Here is a 22,459-nt window from a genome sequence, read left to right on the forward strand (position 1 = left end):
GTACAAAAAAAAGCCTGAATCAATAGACTCAGGCTTTTAAACTATAATTAACTAATTATGTGAATTATTTAACTAATAACTTATGAGAAGGGGCGAACTTAGTTAAGTTGATTCCGTCTACTGCAGTTTTGTATTCTTCAATTGTTGGAGTTCTACCAAGGATTGTAGACAATACCACAACTGGAGTAGAAGAAAGTAATGACTCTCCTTTTTTACCCTCAGTATCTTCAACAACTCTTCCTTGGAAAAGACGAGTAGATGTTGCCATTACAGTATCTCCTTTGGCAGCTTTTTCCTGGTTACCCATACAAAGGTTACATCCTGGACGCTCTAGGTATAGCATTTTTTCGTATGAAGTACGTGCTGCACCTTTTGGAGCATCATCATTAAATTCGAAACCAGAATATTTTTGTAAAATTTCCCAGTCACCTTCTGCTTTCAATTCATCAACAATATTATAAGTAGGAGGAGCTACAACTAGTGGCGCTTTAAATTCTACTTTACCTTCTTGCTCATCAATATTCTTAAGCATATGAGCTAGAATTTTCATATCTCCTTTGTGAACCATACAAGATCCGATAAATCCAAGATCTACTTGTTTAACTCCACCGTAGAAAGATAGAGGTCTGATTGTATCGTGAGTATATCTTTTAGAAACATCTGCATTATTAACATCTGGATCAGCAATCATTGGCTCAGCAATTTGATCTAAATCTACAACAACCTCTGCGTAATACTTAGCGTTTGCGTCTGGTCTTAAGGCTGGTTTCTCACCTGAAATAATTTCAGCGATTCTCTTATCAGCAATAGCAATCAATCCTTTAAGAACTTGATTTTTGTTGTCCATTCCTTTGTCGATCATGATCTGAATTCTACCTTTTGCCATCTCAAGAGATTCGATCAAAGTATAATCTTCAGAAATACAGATAGACGCTTTTGCTTTCATTTCTGCAGTCCAGTCAGTAAAAGTAAAGGCTTGATCTGCATTAAGAGTTCCTAAGTGAACCTCAATAATTCTTCCTTGGAATACATTTTCTCCACCAAATGTTTTAAGCATCTGAGCTTGTGTAGCATGAACAACATCACGGAAATCCATATACCCTTTCATGTCTCCTTTGAAAGTTACTTTCACAGATTCTGGAATTGGCATTGAAGCTTCACCAGTAGCCAATGCAAGAGCAACAGTTCCTGAGTCAGCACCAAAAGCTACACCTTTAGACATTCTTGTATGAGAGTCACCACCGATGATTATAGCCCATTCGTTTACAGTAATATCGTTAAGTACTTTGTGAATAACATCCGTCATTGAGTGATAAACACCTTTTGGGTCACGAGCTGTGATCAATCCGAAGTCGTTCATGAATTTCATCAATCTAGGAATATTTGCCTTAGATTTATTATCCCAAACTGAAGCTGTATGACAACCTGATTGGTAAGCACCATCAACAATTGGAGAAATCACAGTAGCAGCCATAGACTCTAATTCCTGAGAAGTCATCAAACCAGTTGTATCTTGTGAACCAACAATATTTACAGTAACACGAACATCAGAACCAGCATGTAAAATCTTACCTGGAGTTGTTCCAACCGCATTTTTATTAAATATTTTTTCTACAGCTGTAAGTCCTTGTCCTTCAATAGAAACTTCTTTTGACGGAGCATATACAGGCAGAATATCAATTCCTAAAGTCTTTGATGCAAATGTTTGTAATTTTTTTCCAAATACAATTGCATAAGAACCACCTGCTTTTATAAATTCAATTTTCTGAGGCGTAAAAGCCTTAGAAATATCAATTAATTCTTTATCTCCGTTGTAAAGTTTCTTAGTTTTTGTGTTGATTGTAAGAACCGTACCAGTTGCAACAGAGTAAACTTCTTCTAGAATAGGATCTCCACTTTCGTTACGAACAGGATTACCATCAGCATCTAATTTTTTTACCCAGTTTTTAAGGTCAAGACCAATACCACCAGTAACATCAACAGTTGTTAGGAAAATTGGAGAAATACCGTTTGTTCCTGCAACGATTGGAGCAATATTAATAAATGGGACGTAAGGACTAGCTTGTTTACCGCTCCAAAGTGCCACGTTGTTTACACCTGACATTCTTGAAGAACCAACACCCATAGTACCTTTTTCAGCGATTAACATCACGCTCTTATCAGGATTAGCTTCTGCTAATGCTTTGATTTCAGCTTGTGCTTCTGGAGAAATTAAACATTTTCCATGCAATTCACGATCTGAACGAGAGTGTGCCTGGTTTCCTGGAGAAAGTAAATCAGTTGAAATATCTCCTTCACCAGCAATAAAAGTAACAACCTTAATTTCTTCTGCAATTTCAGGTAATTTAGTAAAGAACTCAGCCTTAGCATAGCTCTCAAGAATTTCTTTTGCAATTCCGTTACCGCTTTTGAAAGCCTCTGCTAAACGATCTGTATCAGCTTCATAAAGGAAAACTTGTGTTTTCAAAACTTCTGCAGCATCTTTTGCAATAGCAGCATCATTACCTAAAGCTAAATCAAGTAATACTTTTATAGAAGTTCCACCTTTCATATGTGACAACAACTCTAAAGCAAAAGCAGGCGTAATTTCAGCAACTACTGATTGACCTAGAACAATTTCCTTTAAAAAATTAGCTTTTACAGTGGCCGCAGGAGTAGTTCCCGGTACAACATTATAAATAAAAAATTTAAGAGAGTCCGCTCTGTATTCGTTATTCAAATCTTTAATTTGTTCAATGATTTCGCTTAGCAATTCAGCACCATCAATTGGCTTCGGGTTAAGCCCCTGACCTTTTCTTTCTTCAATCTCTTGAATGTAATCCTTATAAGTGTTCATAATTCAGAAGTCGTTTATTAGCTATTTTTATTTTTTTGTACGCAAATTTAGGAATTAAAGATGATAATTTAAAGAAATTAAATGGATGTACATTTTTCAAAAAAAATTATTGCAAAATAAATGATTTCACTGCGATAAAATAAGAAATAAGCATATTCTACCTATCAATTTTACAAATTCAATAATTCAGAAATGGATTTTAACAAAAAGAAAAACTAATGTTAAAACAAAAAGTGTTACATTCTTACTAGAATATAACACTTTTCGATAATTTATTATTTTTTCTGTTTAAATCAGCTTATCGATTATCATTTCCTCAGAAATTCCTTCGGCATCTGCTTTGTAGTTTTTGATAATTCTATGTCTTAATATTCCAGTTGCAACAGCTTTCACATCTTCTATATCTGGAGAAAATTTACCATGAAAAGCAGCATTGGCTTTGGCCGCTAAAATTAAATTCTGCGATGCTCTTGGTCCTGCTCCCCAATCAAGATAATTTTTCACATATTCATTTGAAAGCACATTATCAGGACGTGTTTTACTTACTAAAGTCACAGCATATTCTACTACATTGTCAGCAACAGGAATACGACGGATTAAATGCTGAAAATCGATAATTTCCTGAGCATTAAACAAGGCATTTACTTTTACATTGGAATCAGCAGTTGTCTGTTTCACAACCTGAACTTCTTCTTCAAAAGAAGGATATTCCAATTTTATAGCAAACATAAATCGGTCTAACTGTGCTTCTGGCAAAGGATAAGTTCCTTCCTGCTCAATAGGATTTTGCGTAGCCAATACAAAATAAGGCAGACTCAATTTGTGATTTACACCAGCAATAGTAACGGAGCGTTCCTGCATTGCTTCCAGTAAAGCAGCCTGTGTTTTTGGAGGTGTTCTATTGATTTCATCAGCCAAAATTATATTGGAAAATATTGGTCCTTTTAAAAATTTGAACTGCCTGTTTTCATCCAATATTTCACTCCCTAATATATCTGAAGGCATTAAATCGGGCGTAAATTGTATCCTTTTAAAATCAAGACCTAATGCCTGAGCCAAAGTATTCACCAATAAAGTCTTGGCAAGACCGGGAACCCCCACTAATAATGCATGACCCCCAGAAAAAATGCAAAGTAAAATCTGATCGACAACAGCTTCTTGACCTACAATTATTTTGGATATTTCTTTCTTTAATTCATTGCGTTTTTGAACCAAATTCTGTATCGCTGCTACATCCGACATTTATATATTTATTTTAATTAAAAAAGAGTTAGGACTATGAAAACATAAAACTAACTCTTTTTATTTATTTAATGAAAATTATTTTTTTAACCAGTTACTTGTAAAAGGACAGTCATGATACTCATCAACAATTTTAATATATGTATCCTTTATTTTTGTATCAAACCATTTTGCGATGGCTTTTATCTGTTTTTCCTTCAAAGCCAAATCTTTAATTTTGATATAATCTTTTGCATAATCGGCAGTATGAGAATCAATTCTATTTGTTACGATCATAATTTTATAATCTTTTTTCCCTTGTACATCTTCAAGAAACGGCATCGAAATTTCATTATCTTTCAAATTAGAAACCTGAGAATATATAGAAGGATCCATATTGGTCAATTCAAAATGCGTATCCTGCGTTTTAGGATTCACCAAAGCACCGCCATTAGCTCTAGTTTCTTTTTCATCAGACATCGTTTTTGCTGCTTCGGCAAAAGTGATTTCTTTGTCTAAAATCTTTTTTCTAATTAAAGTAATTTTTTCTTTAGCTTCTTTTAATGACTGCTGCACAACAGTTGGAGCTATCAATATATGCCTCAATTCAACTTCCTGCCCTTTTATTTTTTCAACATAAATAATATGAAAACCATATTGAGTTTCAAAAGGCTCAGAAATTTCACCTTCGGCAAGGCTAAATGCAACATCTTTAAATTCTTTTACAAAAGGCGTTTTTCGAGTCATTTTATAGTAACCGCCATTTTTACTTGAACCAGGATCTTCTGAATACAAAACTGCTTTCGTGGCAAAACTAGCACCCTCAAGGCACTCCTTCCTAAAACCATTTAATTTATCAATTACCCTTTTCTTATCTTCATCGGTAACTTTGGGTTTTATAACAATTTGTGCCACTTCTAATTCAGCTCCGAAAACCGGCAAATCGGCAACAGGAATTTTTTTAAAGAATTCACGAACTTCCTCAGGAGTTATTTCAACTTTCTCAATTATCTTTTTGGTCATTTCGCTTGTAAGCTTCTGCTCCTTCAAAACATCAAAAAAGTAGGTTCTAAATTCTTCTTCTGAATCTTTTTGATAGAATTTCACTATTTTATCAATAGTACCAGCTTGTTCCAACATATAAGTAAGTCTTTCATCCATCATCCCTTTCACTTCGGCATCGCTTACAATAATACTATCCTGAACCGCTTGGTGAGCATACAATTTTTGTTCTAGCAAAGTTCCCAAAACTTGGCATCTCGTCACATCAGCAGTCGATCCTCCTTGGCTTTTAATTTCCAAAAACCCTTTATCTATATCAGAATCCAATATAATATAATCTCCAACGGTTGCAACCACTCCATCTATCTTAAGTTTTTTACCCGAAGGCACGTCTGCTTTAGCAACTGCAACAACACTGTCTTTTATAATTTCTTGGGCATTTACAAAAGTTAAAGTGGAAAACAAAAGAAAAAAAATCAACGCAGCTTTAATCGTTGCGGATTTCATTTGAAAAAATTTTGAAGGCATTTTTTATTTTTTATATTATTATTATCTAAAAAATCACTTTTTAAAAAGACGCATTTAATTATAATACAGCCTTTTAAAACTAAAAAAAAATGTCAGATTTAGAAGCCAAATGAACAAAGTGTAATAATTCGGCAAAATACTTACAATTATCTAAACATATAACGAACAAAAATAACAATTCAGATGCATTAAACAAGTTTCCTAAGTACTATTAACAAAAAATTATTAAGTTCCATTATATACCAATATAAAGTGAGTAAATCTAAAGAAATACGAACTAAACTTAAATAAGAAATATTGATTAAAACAAATGCTTTTGAATTATAATCCAGACATTTAAAAATAGAGCGTTATTAATAATTTTTGCTGAAAATAGAATCTTTATTTATTCATACCATCATGTATCGTTTTGATCACAAAAAAATATAAAACAGCTCTGTGGCTACTATTTCAGTAAAACTAAATTTTATGGATAAAAAATTTCGACCTGTTTTTATAACTATTTATTTTTTTTCAAATCGCATTTATAAATAGTACTTTTGCAGACAATTGATATAAAATATGAGTTTTTTAAAAGAAATAGAGAGAAGACGTACTTTTGGGATTATCTCACATCCCGATGCAGGAAAAACTACACTTACAGAGAAACTACTCCTTTTTGGAGGTGCTATTCAAGAAGCTGGTGCTGTAAAAAATAATAAAATAAAAAAAGGAGCGACGAGTGATTTCATGGAAATTGAGCGCCAGAGGGGAATTTCGGTTTCCACATCCGTTTTGGCCTTTAATTATAAAGAAAAAAAGATAAATATTCTTGACACACCAGGTCACAAGGATTTTGCTGAAGATACTTTTAGAACTTTAACTGCCGTTGACAGCGTAATTGTTGTAATTGACGTTGCAAAAGGGGTCGAAGAACAAACTGAAAAGTTAGTTTCAGTTTGCAGAATGCGAAAAATACCAATCATTGTTTTTATCAACAAACTAGATAGAGAAGGAAAAGATGCCTTTGATTTGATGGACGAAGTTGAACAAAAACTTGGACTAACAGTTACTCCTCTTAGTTTTCCTATCGGAATGGGGTATGACTTTCAGGGAATTTACAATCTATGGGAACAAAATATTAATTTATTTAGTGGTGATAGCCGCAAAAATATTGAAGAGACAATCGCATTCTCTGATGTTCAAAGCCCTGAGCTGGAAAAAATAATTGGTCAGAAACCCGCAGACCGTTTGCGCGAGGAACTGGAATTAATAGACGAAGTGTACCCGAAATTTGATCGTCAGGATTATCTGGACGGTAAATTACAGCCTGTCTTTTTTGGTTCTGCTTTAAACAATTTTGGAGTTAGAGAATTATTAGACTGCTTTGTAACTATTGCTCCATCACCAAGACCAAAAGATTCAGAAACCAGATTAGTTGATCCTAAAGAAGAAAAAATGTCTGGGTTTGTATTTAAAATCCACGCCAATATGGATCCGAAACACAGAGACAGATTAGCGTTTATAAAAATTGTTTCAGGAACTTTTGAAAGAAACAAACCGTATTATCATGTACGTCAAAAAAAGAATTTAAAATTCTCAAGTCCAAATGCTTTTTTTGCTGAAAAAAAAGAAATTGTTGACATTTCATATCCAGGAGATATTGTAGGACTGCATGATACTGGGAACTTCAAAATTGGAGATACTTTGACCGAAGGAGAAATAATGAGTTTCAAAGGGATTCCAAGTTTTTCACCAGAACATTTTAGATATATTAATAATGCCGATCCTATGAAAGCCAAACAGCTGGACAAAGGAGTCGACCAATTAATGGATGAAGGTGTTGCGCAATTATTTACTTTGGAAATGAATAATCGAAAAGTAATCGGAACAGTAGGAGCATTACAATATGAAGTTATTCAATACCGACTGGAACATGAATACGGAGCTAAATGTACTTATGAAAACTTCCCTGTTCACAAAGCCTGTTGGGTAAAACCTGATGATGCTAAAAACGAAGAATTCAAAGAATTCAAACGTATTAAACAGAAATTTTTAGCCAAAGACAAATACAATCAATTGGTTTTTCTTGCTGATTCTGACTTTACAATTCAAATGACTCAAAGCAAATATCCAAGTGTAAAATTATTTTTCACATCTGAATTTGATTAACATTAAAACAAAAAAAACGCCAACATGAGTTGGCGTTTTTTATATATACAAATTAAATTCAACCTTAAATACTCGCTAGCAAGATTTAATATTTAGTGCTTTTTTCAAAAGCGTTTTTACTAATAAATGATTAGGCTCTCTGCCAGAAGTCATGAAACTTTTCTTAGAGTATAAATTTTCTTGAGAAAAATTTCTACCCATATCTTCTTTAGTTCCCATAAACCAAAGAATAAAATTCACATTTGAGTTTATCATAGCAGAATTAGAGTCTTTTACAGGAGTCTCAATCACAACATTATCATGATTAGTCGTCACCTCTTCAGTCGAAACTTTTAGACTTTCATTTTGTCCAAAAACAGTAGTACTAGATAAAAAAGCAAATAAAACAACAACAAATAAAAAGCTATTATTGTTTTGAACTGTTTTAAAAATTTTACTCATTTCAACTATCCGATACAGGCTATGTAAACTATATCCGGCGCGAAAGTAAATTAATCGTTAACTCAGGAAAAAAATAGTCGTTGAAGTGCATAAATAGACGTTTAAATACATGAATCAAATTTACATTTAACAAAACAACAATATTGGGAATAAATTGTAAATAAAAAAGACTCCATATAGGAGTCTTTTTTATTTACAATTATGCTTGTCCTGCCGGACCAAAATTCAATGGAATTGGAGCTTGCTCGCCTTCTTTTATTTCACCATGAGCTACTTCAAAACGGTGAATATTTTCACCAATTGCTTTGAGTAATCTTTTAGCATGCTGCGGAGTTAAAACAATTCTTGATTTAACTTTAGCTTTAGGAACACCTGGCATAATACAAACAAAATCTAAAACAAATTCAGATGAAGAATGATTAATTATAGCCAAATTTGAATAAATCCCTTCCGCTATTTTTTCATCCAATTCAATGTTAATCTGTTCTTGTTGCTGGTTAGAATTGCTCATAAAATTTAAATTTTTCAATACTCTCTCCCTATTTTTGACAGGGAGAGAACATTGAGGAAAGAATTAATAAATATACTCTTCTTTATTTGCCATCATATCATTATAGTCTTCTCTAGAACCTACAATTGCATTATCATATTCTCTCATACCTGTACCGGCAGGGATTCTATGACCAACAATTACATTTTCTTTTAATCCTTCTAATAAATCAACTTTACCTGCAACAGCAGCTTCGTTTAATACTTTTGTTGTTTCTTGGAAAGAAGCAGCAGAAATAAATGATTTAGTTTGAAGAGAAGCTCTTGTAATACCTTGTAAAACTGGTGTTGCAGTAGCAGTAATTACATCACGTGCAGCAACTAGGTTTTTATCAGTACGTTTCAATAATGAATTCTCATCACGTAATTGACGTGGTGTTATAATTTGACCAGCTTTTAATACACTTGAGTCTCCAGCATCTTCAACCACTTTCATACCATATAATTTATCATTTTCAACGATAAAATCTTTAGTGTGAATTAATTGATCTTCTAAGAACAAAGTATCTCCTGGATCTTGAACTCTTACTTTACGCATCATTTGACGTATTACTACCTCAAAGTGTTTGTCGTTGATTTTCACCCCTTGAAGACGGTATACCTCTTGAATTTCATTTACCAAGTACTGTTGTACAGCAGCTGGACCTTGAATTCTTAAAATATCATCTGGAGTAATAGCTCCATCAGACAATGGCACACCGGCTCTTACGAAGTCATTTTCCTGAACTAGAATTTGGCTTGATAATTTAACCAAGTATTTTCTAACATCACCAAATTTAGACTCAATAACGATCTCACGGTTACCCCTTTTGATTTTTCCAAAAGAAACAACACCATCGATCTCAGAAACTACAGCTGGGTTTGAAGGATTACGAGCCTCTAACAACTCAGTAATTCTTGGAAGACCTCCTGTAATATCCCCAGATTTAGAAGAACGACGAGGAATTTTAACCAAAACTTTACCAGCTTTAATTTTCTCTCCGTTTTCTACCATCAAGTGAGCTCCAACCGGTAAGTTGTAAGAACGGATCAATTCACCTTCTTTACCGTAAACCAATAAAGTAGGGATTAATTTTTTGTTTCTTGCCTCAGAGATTACTTTTTCCTGGAAACCTGTCTGCTCATCGATTTCAACCATGAACGATTGTCCTTGCTCTAAATCTTCGTAAGCAATTTTACCGGTAAACTCAGAAACGATAACCCCGTTATATGGATCCCATTTACAGATTACAGCACCTTTTGCTACTGACTCACCGTCATTAACAAAAATACTAGAACCGTAAGGAATATTATGAGTACTTAATAAAATACCTGTTTTTTCGTCAATCAATTTCAATTCTGTTGAACGAGAAACAACAATATCAACTGAATTACCTTCGCTGTCTTCACCTTTTACAGTTTTTAAATCTTCGATTTCTAATTTACCTGCAAAACGGGTAATAATACTAGACTCTTCAGAAATACCTCCTGCAACCCCTCCAACGTGGAAAGTACGTAATGTCAACTGTGTACCTGGCTCTCCAATAGACTGTGCAGCAATTACACCAACAGCCTCACCTCTTTGAGTCATTTTTCCAGTAGCTAAGTTTCTACCGTAACATTTAGCACAGATACCTTTTGTAGCCTCACAAACTAATGGAGAACGTACTTCAACTTTCTCCACTGGAGAAGCTTCGATACCTTTTACTAATGCTTCAGTGATTTGCTCACCTGCATGAACTAAAATCTCACTTGTTAAAGGATTAATTACATCTTGTAATGCAACACGTCCTAAGATTCTTTCTCCTAATGATTCAACGATTTCCTCATTTTTCTTCAAAGCAGAAACTTCAATACCTCTAAGAGTACCACAATCCTCAATGTTAACAATAACATCTTGAGAAACGTCATGTAATCTTCTAGTTAAGTATCCAGCATCAGCTGTTTTAAGAGCCGTATCCGCAAGTCCCTTACGAGCACCGTGAGTAGAGATAAAGTACTCAAGGATCGAAAGACCTTCCTTAAAGTTAGAAAGAATCGGGTTTTCAATAATTTCACCACCACCAGCAGTAGATTTTTTAGGCTTAGCCATCAAACCACGCATACCAGTTAACTGACGAATCTGTTCTTTAGAACCCCTCGCTCCAGAATCAAGCATCATATACACAGAGTTGAAACCTTGTTGATCTTCTCTAATGTTTTTCATTGCTAGCTCTGTCAATTGAGCATTTGCTGAAGTCCATACGTCAATAACTTGGTTGTAACGCTCGTTATTGGTAATAAGACCCATATTATAGTTAGCAGAAATACCTTCAACTTGCTCTCTGGCATCTGCAATTAATTTTGGTTTTTGCTCTGGGATTCTAATATCACCAAGAGAGAACGATAATCCTCCTTTGAATGCGAATTTATAACCCATATCTTTCATGTTGTCCAAGAAAGCTGCTGTTTCAGGAACACTAGTCGAACTCAATACGTGTCCGATAATGTCTCTTAAGTTTTTCTTAGTCAATACATCATTGATATATCCAGCTGCTTCCGGTACTACTTCATTAAATAATACACGACCCGCAGTTGTTTGAATGATTTGGTAAACTAATTCACCAGCTTCATTGAAATCTTTTGCTCTAATTTTCACTTGAGCATTCAATTCCAAACGACCTTCATTCAAAGCAATATTTACTTCTTCCGCAGAATAGAAAGTAATACCTTGTCCTAAAATAGTTTTTTCAGGAGTTGACAAACGCTCTTTGGTCATATAGTAAAGACCAAGTACCATGTCTTGAGAAGGTACAGTAATCGGAGCACCATTCGCAGGGTTCAAGATATTGTGAGAAGCCAACATTAATAATTGTGCTTCCAAAATAGCCTCTGGTCCTAATGGCAAGTGAACCGCCATCTGATCCCCATCAAAATCCGCGTTAAACGCCGTACAAACTAAAGGGTGCAATTGGATTGCTTTTCCTTCAATTAATTTTGGTTGGAAAGCTTGGATACCTAATCTGTGCAAAGTAGGAGCACGGTTTAGTAATACTGGGTGACCTTTAATTACATTTTCAAGGATATCCCAAACTACTGGCTCTTTTTTGTCAATTATTTTCTTAGCAGATTTAACTGTTTTTACAATTCCTCTTTCTATCAATTTACGAATAACGAAAGGTTTGTATAATTCTGCAGCCATATCTTTTGGTAAACCGCATTCAAACAATTTCAACTCAGGTCCAACAACAATTACCGAACGAGCAGAATAATCCACACGTTTTCCAAGTAAGTTTTGACGGAAACGACCTTGTTTACCTTTTAACGAATCAGATAATGATTTCAAAGGTCTGTTTGATTCAGTTTTTACTGCAGAAGCTTTACGAGTATTATCGAAAAGTGAATCTACAGATTCCTGCAACATACGTTTTTCGTTTCTTAAGATTACTTCAGGAGCTTTAATCTCGATTAATCTTTTCAAACGGTTGTTACGGATGATTACACGACGGTATAAATCATTCAAATCCGAAGTTGCAAAACGACCACCATCAAGTGGCACAAGAGGGCGCAATTCTGGTGGAATAACCGGAATTACTTTCATAATCATCCACTCAGGACGATTCTCTCTGTTCAACGTAGACTCACGGAAAGATTCTACAACTTGTAGTCTTTTTAACGCCTCAGTTTTACGTTGTTTAGAAGTTTCGTTATTAGCTTTATGTCTTAAATCATAAGATAATTCGTCAAGATCAATACGAGCCAACAAATCCATAATACACTCTGCTCCCATTTTGGCAACAAATTTATTTGGATCAAAATCATCTAAATATTGATTGTCAGCTGGAAGAGTATCTAAAATATTCAAATATTCTTCTTCTGTCAAGAAATCTAATCTTTGGATAGATTCTCCATCTGCATTTTTAGCAATACCAGCTTGGATTACTACGTATCTTTCGTAGTAAATAATCATATCTAATTTCTTAGATGGAAGACCAAGTATATAACCAATTTTGTTAGGAAGAGAACGGAAATACCAGATATGAGCAATTGGCACAACAAGGTTGATGTGTCCTACTCTGTCTCTACGTACTTTTTTCTCAGTAACTTCTACACCACAACGGTCACAGATAATCCCTTTGTAACGTATTCTTTTATATTTACCACAAGCACATTCGAAGTCTTTTACTGGTCCGAAGATTCTTTCGCAGAAAAGTCCGTCACGCTCAGGTTTATGTGTTCTATAGTTGATAGTTTCAGGCTTCAAAACTTCACCTCTTGATTCTTTCAAGATAGATTCTGGAGAAGCTAATCCTATCGAAATTTTATCGAATCTTTTTACAGTATTCTTTTCTTTATTATTTCTATTATTGATCATAGTTTTTACTATTGATTTATTTGCAATTAAAAATTGATTCTGTACAGACGTTACTTCAACATCTCTACACCTCGGATTACTTCTCTAAACTTCAAACTAAATTTTGAAGTGCTAATTATAGGCCATAGCGTATAAAAAATCGGAACGGGTTACGGGTCTAAATCCTTAAAAACTTTTATAAAACCTAAATAGAGACGTTGCATTGCAACGTCTCTACAAAAGGCATTTTTTTTATTCTTCTAGACGAAGGTCAAGACCAAGACCTTTCAATTCATGCATTAATACATTGAATGATTCAGGTAATCCTGGTTCTGGCATAGTTTCACCTTTTACGATTGCTTCGTAAGTTTTGGCTCTACCAATTACGTCATCCGATTTAACAGTCAAGATTTCACGAAGAGTACTTGATGCTCCATAAGCTTCAAGTGCCCAAACCTCCATCTCTCCAAAACGCTGACCTCCAAATTGAGCTTTACCTCCAAGTGGCTGTTGAGTAATCAACGAGTATGGACCGATAGAACGTGCGTGCATCTTATCGTCAACCATATGTCCAAGTTTCAACATGTAGATAACTCCAACAGTTGCTGCTTGGTGGAAACGTTCTCCAGTACCTCCATCATAAAGGTGTGTATGTCCAAAACGTGGTACTCCAGCTTCATCAGTCAAAGCATTGATCTCGTCTAAAGAAGCACCGTCAAAAATAGGAGTAGCAAATTTTCTACCCAAATTCATACCAGCCCATCCTAAAACAGTCTCATAAATTTGCCCGATGTTCATACGTGAAGGTACCCCAAGTGGATTCAACACGATATCAACTGGTGTTCCGTCTTCCAAGAAAGGCATATCTTCATGACGAACGATACGAGCAACAATACCTTTGTTACCGTGACGTCCCGCCATTTTATCCCCAACTTTCAACTTACGTTTTTTAGCGATATAAACTTTAGCTAATTTCAAGATTCCTGATGGCAATTCATCTCCAACAGTAATTGTGAATTTCTCTCTACGTAAAGAACCTTGTAAATCGTTCAATTTAATTTTATAGTTATGAATCAAATCATTAACCATAGTATTAGTTGCATCATCAGCAACCCATTGACCTTTACTTAAGTGAGCAAAATCTTCAACAGCGTAAAGCATTTTTTGAGTATATTTTTTACCTTTTGGTAAAACTTCTTCACCCAAATCATTCATTACACCTTGAGAAGTTTTTCCGTTTACGATATTGAAAAGTTTCTCAATCAATCTATCTTTAAGCTCAACAAACTTCACTTCAAACTCCATTTCAAGTGCTCCTAAAGCATCTTTGTCCTGAGTACGTTTACGTTTATCTTTTACCGCTCTTGCAAATAATTTTTTATCTAAAACCACACCATGTAAAGAAGGAGAAGCTTTCAATGAAGCATCTTTTACATCACCTGCTTTATCCCCGAAGATTGCACGAAGCAATTTCTCTTCCGGAGTAGGATCTGATTCTCCTTTTGGAGTAATTTTACCGATAAGAATATCACCAGGTTTAACCTCGGCACCAATTCTAATCATACCATTTTCATCCAAATCTTTAGTAGCTTCTTCAGAAACGTTTGGTATATCATTCGTTAACTCTTCATTACCTAATTTAGTATCTCTTACTTCCAATGAGTAATCGTCTACGTGGATTGAAGTAAAGATATCATCACGAACAACTTTCTCAGAAATTACAATCGCATCCTCGAAGTTATATCCTTTCCATGGCATAAACGCAACTTTAAGGTTTCTACCTAAAGCTAATTCTCCATTTTGAGTAGCATATCCTTCAGACAATACTTGACCAGGAATTACTCTGTCACCTTTTCTTACTATAGGCTTAAGATTAATACTTGTCCCTTGATTGGTTTTTCTAAATTTAATTAAGTTGTACGTTTTCTCATCAGCATCAAAACTTACCATTCTTTCTTCCTCAGAACGATCGTATTTGATAGTAATAATATTAGCATCAACGTATTCTACAACTCCATGTCCTTCAGCATTAATCAATACTCTAGAATCTGAAGCTACTTGACGCTCTAAACCAGTTCCAACAATCGGAGCTTCAGGACGTATTAATGGTACGGCCTGACGCATCATGTTAGACCCCATCAACGCACGGTTAGCATCATCATGCTCCAAGAAAGGAATCAAAGATGCAGAAATCGAAGCAATTTGGTTTGGCGCAACGTCTGTATAATGTACTTGAGAAGGGTCAATCACTGGGAAGTCACCTTCTTGACGTGCAATTACGTTTTCGGCAGTGATTTTTCCTGAATCTTCCATTTTAATGTTCGCCTGAGCGATTAACATTCCTTCTTCTTCTTCAGCACTTAAATATATAGGAGTAGATTCTAAATCTACAACACCATTATTTACTTTACGGTAAGGTGTTTCAATGAAACCCATTCCGTTTACTTTAGCATAAACACCAAGAGAAGAAATCAAACCAATGTTTGGTCCCTCTGGAGTTTCAATTGGACATAAACGTCCGTAGTGCGTATAGTGAACGTCACGAACCTCAAATCCGGCTCTCTCTCTCGAAAGTCCACCTGGTCCAAGTGCAGATAATCTTCTTTTGTGCGTAATCTCAGCTAATGGATTCGTTTGATCCATAAATTGAGACAACTGGTTTGTTCCAAAGAAAGAGTTGATAACTGACGATAATGTTTTAGCATTAATCAAATCAATTGGTGTAAACACTTCGTTATCTCTAACGTTCATTCTCTCACGAATGGTTCTAGCCATACGAGCTAAACCAACACCGAATTGTTGAGACAATTGTTCACCAACTGTTCTAACACGACGGTTTGATAAGTGATCAATATCATCAATCTCAGCTTTTGAGTTGATCAATTCAATCAAATACTTAACAATAGTAATGATATCTTCTTTGGTAAGCACTTGCTTTTCCATTGGAGTATCAAGACCAAGTTTTTTGTTTATTCTATAACGACCAACTTCACCTAAGTTGTAACGTTGGTCAGAGAAGAACAATTTATCTATAATACCACGAGCAGTTTCTTCATCAGGCGGTTCTGCGTTACGCAATTGTCTGTAGATATGCTCAACAGCTTCTTTTTCAGAGTTTGTTGGATCTTTTTGTAATGTATTATGAATGATAGAATAATCAACTAGATTATTATCTTCTTTATGCAACAAAATAGATTTAACGTTAGAATCGATGATTTCTTCAACATTATCTTTGTCGATAATAGTATCTCTATCAAGGATTATTTCGTTACGTTCGATAGAAACTACTTCACCAGTATCTTCATCAACGAAATCTTCATGCCAAGTGTTCAATACACGCGCAGCAAGTTTTCTTCCAATATATTTTTTAAGTCCGGTTTTAGAAACTTTAATTTCTTCAGCAAGGTCGAAAATTTCAAGGATATCCTTATCTCTTTCGAAACCAATAGCACGGAATAAAGTTGTAACAGGTAATTTTTTCTTTCTGTCGATATAAGCATACATTACGCTATTGATATCTGTAGAAAATTCTATCCAAGATCCTTTAAATGGGATAACTCTCGCAGAATATAATTTTGTTCCATTTGCATGAAATGACTGTCCAAAGAAAACCCCAGGAGAACGGTGCAATTGAGAAACAACAACACGTTCAGCGCCATTGATTACAAAAGTACCACTAGGAGTCATGTAAGGAATTGTTCCAAGATAAACATCTTGCACAATAGTTTCAAAATCTTCGTGTTCAGGATCTGTACAATATAGTTTCAATCTTGCTTTTAAAGGCACACTATAAGTAAGACCTCTTTCAATACATTCTTGAATTGTGTAACGTGGTGGATCTACAAAGTAATCTAGAAATTCCAATACAAAGTTATTTCTTGTATCTGTAATTGGGAAATTTTCCATGAAGGTGTTGTATAACCCTTCGTCGCCTCTTTCGTCAGATTTAGTTTCCAATTGGAAGAAATCTTTAAACGATTTTACCTGAACATCCAAAAAGTCTGGATATTGAGGTATGTTTTTTGTTGAGGCAAAATTCAATCTTTCAGTTTGATTTGATATCATCAATTGACAAAATTTTGATTAAAAAAAAGTAATTTTTTTGTGTGAATACACTATGCAACGTATACTTTCTTTTATGATCAATACATCTTAAAAATAAACCAGTATCTGTAAATTTTTTTCTTCGTATTGACTAAAAGCTATTTCGTATTCAAGACTCTTTAAGATAACTTTTAGAGTATAATTTTATTATACGAAAAATGGTTTAGGCCTTTGGATATGAATCCAAGACCTAAACCTATTCTCTAAAGCGAAGTGAATTATTTTAATTCAACAACAGCTCCAGCTTCTTCTAAAGATTTTTTAAGACCTTCAGCCTCTTCTTTAGTTACACCTTCTTTAACGTTACTTGGAGCACCGTCAACTACATCTTTAGCTTCTTTCAAACCTAAACCTGTAAGTTCTTTAACTAATTTTACAACAGCTAATTTAGAAGCACCAGCCTCTTTCAATACAACTGTAAATTCTGTTTGAGCTTCTTCAGCAGCACCTTCACTACCACCAGCAGCAACTACTACAGCTGCAGCAGCTGGTTCGATACCGTACTCATCTTTCAATATTGTTGCTAATTCGTTAACTTCTTTTACAGTTAAATTAACTAATTGCTCTGCGAATTGTTTCAAATCTGCCATTTTTTCTATCTTTTTTAAAATGATTTGTAAAAATATAATTTATTTATTGTGCGCTATTTTAAGCAACAAGGAAATAAATTTCCTCATTTTGAGTATTATGCTTCAGCCTCTTCGCTGTTAGCGAATTGATTTTGTAAAGCAGAAATAACTCTTTGAGCTGGTGATTGTAATAATCCAATGATTTCACCGATAAGCTCTTCTTTAGATTTAATAGTTGCTAATGCATCTAACTGATCATCTCCAATGTAAATTTCAGAATTGATATAAGCACCTTTTAATACAGGTTTTGCAGATTTTTTTCTGAAATCTTTGATGATTTTTCCAGGAGCGTTTGCAACATCAGCAATAAATATAGCACTATTACCTGTTAATACAGAAGGTAAATCTCCATAATCATTATCTGAAGCTTCCATTGCTTTTGCAAGCAAAGTATTTTTTACTACCTCTAATTTAATACCTGCTTTAAAACAAGCTCTTCTCAAGTTTGAAGTTGTTTCTGCGTCTAACCCAGAAATATCAGATACATAAATAATGTTTGTACCAGCTAACTGTGCAGTTAAATCTTCAATCGCGATTGATTTTTCTTCTCTAGTCATACTAAAAATTATTAACTACCAATTATACTGCTTTAGGATCCAAAGCAATTGCTGGACTCATTGTGCTTGTAAGGTGAATACCTTTGATGTATGTACCTTTAGCAGCAGTTGGTTTAAGTTTGATTAATGTTTGAATAATTTCGTGTGCATTGTCATAAATTTGCTCAGCTCCAAAAGAAACTTTACCGATTCCTGCGTGCACGATACCAGTTTTATCAACTTTAAAGTCAATTTTACCAGCTTTCACCTCTGCAACAGCTTTTGCAACATCCATAGTTACAGTACCTGTTTTAGGGTTTGGCATTAAACCTCTAGGTCCTAAAATACGACCTAATGGACCTAATTTACCCATAACAGCAGGCATAGTGATGATAACATCAACATCTGTCCAACCATCTTTAATTTTTTGTAGGTAATCATCAAGACCAACATAATCTGCTCCAGCTTCTTTAGCTTCCGCTTCTTTATCTGGAGTAACTAATGCTAATACCTTAACATCTTTACCTGTACCGTGAGGCAAGGTTACTACACCTCTCACCATTTGATTCGCTTTTCTTGGATCTACACCCAAACGAACTGCGATATCAACAGACTCATCAAATTTTGCAGAAGCAACCTCTTTAATCAATGCAGCAGCATCTTTCAAAGAGTATAATTTGTTCTTTTCAATTTTTGAAGCAGCCTCTTTTTGCTTTTTTGTCAATTTTGCCATGTCTTTCTCTTAATTAAAAAGGAGAATCTCCTGATACAGTTATACCCATAGATCTAGCTGTTCCAGCAATCATGCTCATAGCAGATTCGATTGTGAATGCATTTAAATCTACCATTTTATCTTCAGCAATTGCTTTGATAACATCCCAAGTAACGCTAGCTACTTTTTTACGATTTGGTTCACCTGATCCGGACTTTAGCTTTGCTGCTTCCATTAACTGTACTGCAGCTGGAGGAGTCTTTACAACAAAATCAAATGATTTGTCTTTATACACAGTAATTTGTACTGGGCATATTTTGCCAGGTTTATCCTGAGTTCTAGCATTAAACTGCTTACAGAACTCCATGATGTTTACCCCAGCAGCTCCTAAAGCAGGTCCAACCGGTGGCGACGGGTTCGCAGCACCTCCCTTAACTTGTAGTTTAACTACCTTACTAATTTCTTTAGCCATTTTTAAAAAATTTAACACCACAATCATTGGAAGCGACTGCAGTGGTTATTATAGATGTAACAAAAATTATACTTTTTCTACTTGCATAAAACTTAACTCCAAAGGTGTTTTTCTTCCGAAAATTTTCACCATTACTTCAAGTTTACGCTTTTCTTCATTAATTTTTTCAACTGTACCGTTAAATCCATTAAAAGGTCCATCGATCACTTTAATAGTTTCTCCTAAGTTGAAAGGAATTGAACGAGTATCTGTATTGACAGCTAACTCATCAACTTTACCTAACATTCTATTTACTTCTGACATTCTCAACGGAACTGGCTCACCGCCTTTTGTTTCGCCTAAGAAACCAATAACACTAGTAATAGACTTTATAATATGAGGAATTTCTCCAACTAGATTTGCTTCCAACATAACATAACCTGGAAAATAAACCTTATCTTTTGATAATTTTTTACCTTCTTTTACAGTAACCACTTTCTCAGTAGGCACAAGAACTTGCGAAACATAATCACTCATTCCTAAACGAGCTATTTCTGTTTCGATATAAGCTTTCACTTTATTTTCCTGCCCGCTTACCGCACGAACGACATACCACTTTTTTATATTATTATCAGCCATTACAAAAAATTATGCTTTTATCCAGTTAAAAAATATAGCTAATGTTTTTGCACATACTTCATCTGTTCCCCATGTTGCTAAAGCAAATACCACTGAAAACACAGCGACAACGATTGTAAGACGCTGCACTTCAGCCCATTCCGGCCAAGTTACATTTGATTTTAATTCTTCAAATGATTCTGATATATAATTAACAACTTTCATAGTGATTAGTTTATTTTGCACGGGCGGAGGGATTCGAACCCCCATCAACGGTTTTGGAGACCGCTATTCTACCCTTGAACTACGCCCGTAGTTAATAAAAACCAGTGTCATCAAAACGACACTGGTTTTGGTATTTATATAGTATTAAGCTACAATTTCAGTTACCTGACCTGCACCTACAGTTCTACCACCTTCACGGATAGCGAAACGTAAACCTACGCTCATTGCGATTGGGCTTAACAAAGCAACATTAATAGTTAAGTTGTCACCTGGCATTACCATCTCTACACCTTCTGGTAAAGTAATAACTCCTGTTACGTCAGTTGTACGAACGTAGAACTGTGGACGGTAGTTATTATGGAATGGAGTGTGACGTCCACCTTCTTCTTTTTTCAAGATATATACCTCAGCTTTGAAAGTTGCGTGTGGTTTAACAGATCCTGGCTTAATGATAACCATTCCTCTTTTGATAGATTCTTTATCAATACCTCTTAACAATAAACCTACGTTATCTCCAGCTTCACCTCTATCAAGGATTTTACGGAACATCTCAACTCCAGTAATAGTAGAAGTTAATTTTTCAGCTCCCATACCAATGATTTCAACAGCATCTCCTGTATTAGCAATACCAGTTTCGATACGACCTGTAGCAACAGTTCCACGACCAGTAATTGTAAATACATCCTCAACTGGCATCAAGAATGGTTTCTCAGTATCACGGATTGGCTCTTCGATCCAAGAATCTACAGCATCCATTAATTCAAGAATTTTAGGAACCCAAGCAGCATCATTATTCAATCCACCTAAAGCAGAACCTTGAATAACCGGACAGTTGTCACCATCATATTCGTAGAAAGACAATAAGTCTCTGATTTCCATTTCAACAAGCTCTAAAAGCTCAGCATCATCAACCATATCCACTTTGTTCATAAAAACTACCATTCTAGGAATACCAACCTGGCGTCCTAAAAGGATGTGCTCACGAGTTTGTGGCATTGGTCCGTCAGTTGCAGCTACAACAAGGATAGCACCGTCCATTTGAGCAGCACCAGTAACCATGTTTTTTACGTAATCCGCGTGACCTGGACAGTCAACGTGTGCGTAGTGACGGTTAGCAGTTTCGTACTCAACGTGTGATGTATTAATTGTAATACCTCTTTCTTTTTCTTCAGGAGCATTATCAATTTGATCAAATGATTTTGCTTGACAGTAACCAGCATCAGATAACACTTTTGTGATTGCTGCTGTTAAAGTAGTTTTACCGTGATCTACGTGTCCGATCGTACCAATATTTAAGTGCGGTTTCGAACGGTTAAAGGTTTCTTTTGCCATTTTACTTAATTTTTAATCTAGTTTATATATTTATTTCAATTTCCTACTTACTTGAGCCAACTACGGGAATTGAACCCGTGACCTCTTCCTTACCAAGGAAGCACTCTACCCCTGAGCTAAGTCGGCAGAATCCTTGTTAAGGATTTTACAATTTTCAATTTAGAATTCTAAATCTCAAATTATTTGGTGGGGAGAGCAGGATTCGAACCTGCGAAGTTCACACAGCAGATTTACAGTCTGCCCTCGTTGGCCGCTTGAGTATCTCCCCATTTTTTTTTATTAAAATTCCAATACTTTAAAGAACGCGTTTCAAATCGAATTTGAAACAAAAAAGAGCCGGCGGAGGGACTCGAACCCACGACCTGCTGATTACAAATCAGCTGCTCTAGCCAACTGAGCTACGCTGGCGATTTCAATAAAAAAAGTCCGCTATTTCTAACGGACTGCAAATGTAGATATTTTATCCTTTAATCAAAACATTTTTTGAAAAAAAATTCAATTAAATATGTGTTCTTAACTTTTCTTTACGTTTTACCAGCAATCGCTCTAGAGATTCCGCCGCCTGCTCGACTGCTTCCTCAAAGGATTTGCACTGTTTTTCAACCAAAAAATCATCTCCGGGGACATTAATCTTTATCTCAACATTTTTATTTTCCTTTTCACTTGTCTTTTCTACTTTCAAAAAAACATCTGAAGAGACAACTCTGTCATAATATTTCTCCAATTTATCCATTCTTTCCTGAACGAAATCCACTAGCTTTTTGTCAACAGTAAAGTTAACTGCATGAACATTTACCTTCATAATCAATCTA

The 22,459-nt window shown here is 35.0% G+C and carries 16 protein-coding genes and 4 tRNA genes; 1 reads left to right on the top strand and 19 read right to left on the bottom strand.

Translation table 11 applies throughout. The features are described from left to right. Window positions 1–64: 64 nt before the first annotated feature. The 3 genes from C8P67_RS12045 to C8P67_RS12055 all read right to left on the bottom strand — a co-directional run bounded on the left by C8P67_RS12045 (window position 65) and on the right by C8P67_RS12055 (window position 5,566). Complete coding sequence (locus C8P67_RS12045) at window positions 65–2,836, bottom strand: bifunctional aconitate hydratase 2/2-methylisocitrate dehydratase (protein ID WP_115813430.1); 2,772 nt, start codon at window positions 2,834–2,836, stop codon at window positions 65–67. Between the two features lie 288 nt (window positions 2,837–3,124). Beyond that, window positions 3,125–4,078, bottom strand: coding sequence for an AAA family ATPase (locus tag C8P67_RS12050; RefSeq protein ID WP_115813431.1), 954 nt, complete (start codon window positions 4,076–4,078; stop codon window positions 3,125–3,127). Window positions 4,079–4,156: 78 nt separating this feature from the next. After that, window positions 4,157–5,566: a peptidylprolyl isomerase gene (locus tag C8P67_RS12055; protein WP_394338648.1), complete on the bottom strand. Its 1,410-nt coding sequence runs from the start codon at window positions 5,564–5,566 to the stop codon at window positions 4,157–4,159. A 582-nt stretch (window positions 5,567–6,148) separates the two neighbouring features. Between C8P67_RS12055 and C8P67_RS12060 the strand changes: the two genes are divergently transcribed. Continuing rightward, a complete protein-coding gene (locus tag C8P67_RS12060) occupies window positions 6,149–7,738 on the top strand; it encodes a peptide chain release factor 3 (RefSeq protein ID WP_115813433.1) in 1,590 nt (529 codons plus the stop codon). A gap of 75 nt (window positions 7,739–7,813) precedes the next feature. On the opposite strand, the gene C8P67_RS12065 is transcribed toward C8P67_RS12060, so the two are convergent. From C8P67_RS12065 to hpf, 16 genes are all read right to left on the bottom strand, one after another. Continuing rightward, on the bottom strand, window positions 7,814–8,179 hold the full coding sequence (locus C8P67_RS12065) for a hypothetical protein (RefSeq protein WP_115813434.1): 366 nt from the start codon (window positions 8,177–8,179) through the stop codon (window positions 7,814–7,816). Window positions 8,180–8,378: 199 nt separating this feature from the next. Then, entirely contained in the window at window positions 8,379–8,690 is a 312-nt protein-coding gene (locus tag C8P67_RS12070) for a DUF3467 domain-containing protein (protein ID WP_100433712.1), read from the bottom strand. 63 nt (window positions 8,691–8,753) lie between these two features. Next, window positions 8,754–13,061, bottom strand: coding sequence for a DNA-directed RNA polymerase subunit beta' (gene rpoC, locus C8P67_RS12075; RefSeq protein ID WP_115813435.1), 4,308 nt, complete (start codon window positions 13,059–13,061; stop codon window positions 8,754–8,756). Between the two features lie 231 nt (window positions 13,062–13,292). Next, window positions 13,293–17,105: a DNA-directed RNA polymerase subunit beta gene (gene rpoB, locus C8P67_RS12080; RefSeq protein WP_115813436.1), complete on the bottom strand. Its 3,813-nt coding sequence runs from the start codon at window positions 17,103–17,105 to the stop codon at window positions 13,293–13,295. Between the two features lie 257 nt (window positions 17,106–17,362). Beyond that, window positions 17,363–17,734: a 50S ribosomal protein L7/L12 gene (rplL, locus tag C8P67_RS12085; RefSeq protein WP_115813437.1), complete on the bottom strand. Its 372-nt coding sequence runs from the start codon at window positions 17,732–17,734 to the stop codon at window positions 17,363–17,365. A 95-nt stretch (window positions 17,735–17,829) separates the two neighbouring features. After that, entirely contained in the window at window positions 17,830–18,330 is a 501-nt protein-coding gene (gene rplJ / locus C8P67_RS12090; protein ID WP_115813438.1) for a 50S ribosomal protein L10, read from the bottom strand. A gap of 22 nt (window positions 18,331–18,352) precedes the next feature. Continuing rightward, complete coding sequence (rplA, locus tag C8P67_RS12095) at window positions 18,353–19,042, bottom strand: 50S ribosomal protein L1 (protein WP_115813439.1); 690 nt, start codon at window positions 19,040–19,042, stop codon at window positions 18,353–18,355. 13 nt (window positions 19,043–19,055) lie between these two features. Continuing rightward, window positions 19,056–19,493, bottom strand: coding sequence for a 50S ribosomal protein L11 (gene rplK, locus C8P67_RS12100; RefSeq protein WP_115813558.1), 438 nt, complete (start codon window positions 19,491–19,493; stop codon window positions 19,056–19,058). A 66-nt stretch (window positions 19,494–19,559) separates the two neighbouring features. Then, the gene (gene nusG, locus C8P67_RS12105) at window positions 19,560–20,111 is read right to left on the bottom strand and encodes a transcription termination/antitermination protein NusG (RefSeq protein WP_077370832.1); all 552 of its coding nucleotides are present in this window, start codon (window positions 20,109–20,111) and stop codon (window positions 19,560–19,562) included. A 9-nt stretch (window positions 20,112–20,120) separates the two neighbouring features. After that, the gene (gene secE, locus C8P67_RS12110) at window positions 20,121–20,315 is read right to left on the bottom strand and encodes a preprotein translocase subunit SecE (RefSeq protein WP_115813440.1); all 195 of its coding nucleotides are present in this window, start codon (window positions 20,313–20,315) and stop codon (window positions 20,121–20,123) included. Between the two features lie 18 nt (window positions 20,316–20,333). Continuing rightward, window positions 20,334–20,404: transfer RNA gene (locus C8P67_RS12115), tRNA-Trp, on the bottom strand. A gap of 55 nt (window positions 20,405–20,459) precedes the next feature. Next, the gene (gene tuf, locus C8P67_RS12120) at window positions 20,460–21,647 is read right to left on the bottom strand and encodes an elongation factor Tu (protein WP_115813441.1); all 1,188 of its coding nucleotides are present in this window, start codon (window positions 21,645–21,647) and stop codon (window positions 20,460–20,462) included. A 54-nt stretch (window positions 21,648–21,701) separates the two neighbouring features. Beyond that, window positions 21,702–21,773: transfer RNA gene (locus tag C8P67_RS12125), tRNA-Thr, on the bottom strand. A gap of 58 nt (window positions 21,774–21,831) precedes the next feature. Beyond that, window positions 21,832–21,915 (bottom strand) — tRNA-Tyr (locus tag C8P67_RS12130). A gap of 66 nt (window positions 21,916–21,981) precedes the next feature. After that, window positions 21,982–22,055 (bottom strand) — tRNA-Thr (locus tag C8P67_RS12135). 91 nt (window positions 22,056–22,146) lie between these two features. Next, on the bottom strand, window positions 22,147–22,449 hold the full coding sequence (gene hpf / locus C8P67_RS12140; RefSeq protein ID WP_115813442.1) for a ribosome hibernation-promoting factor, HPF/YfiA family: 303 nt from the start codon (window positions 22,447–22,449) through the stop codon (window positions 22,147–22,149). Window positions 22,450–22,459 lie beyond the last annotated feature (10 nt).

Source organism: Flavobacterium aquicola (assembly GCF_003385115.1).
Taxonomy (GTDB): Bacteria; Bacteroidota; Bacteroidia; order Flavobacteriales; family Flavobacteriaceae; genus Flavobacterium; species Flavobacterium aquicola.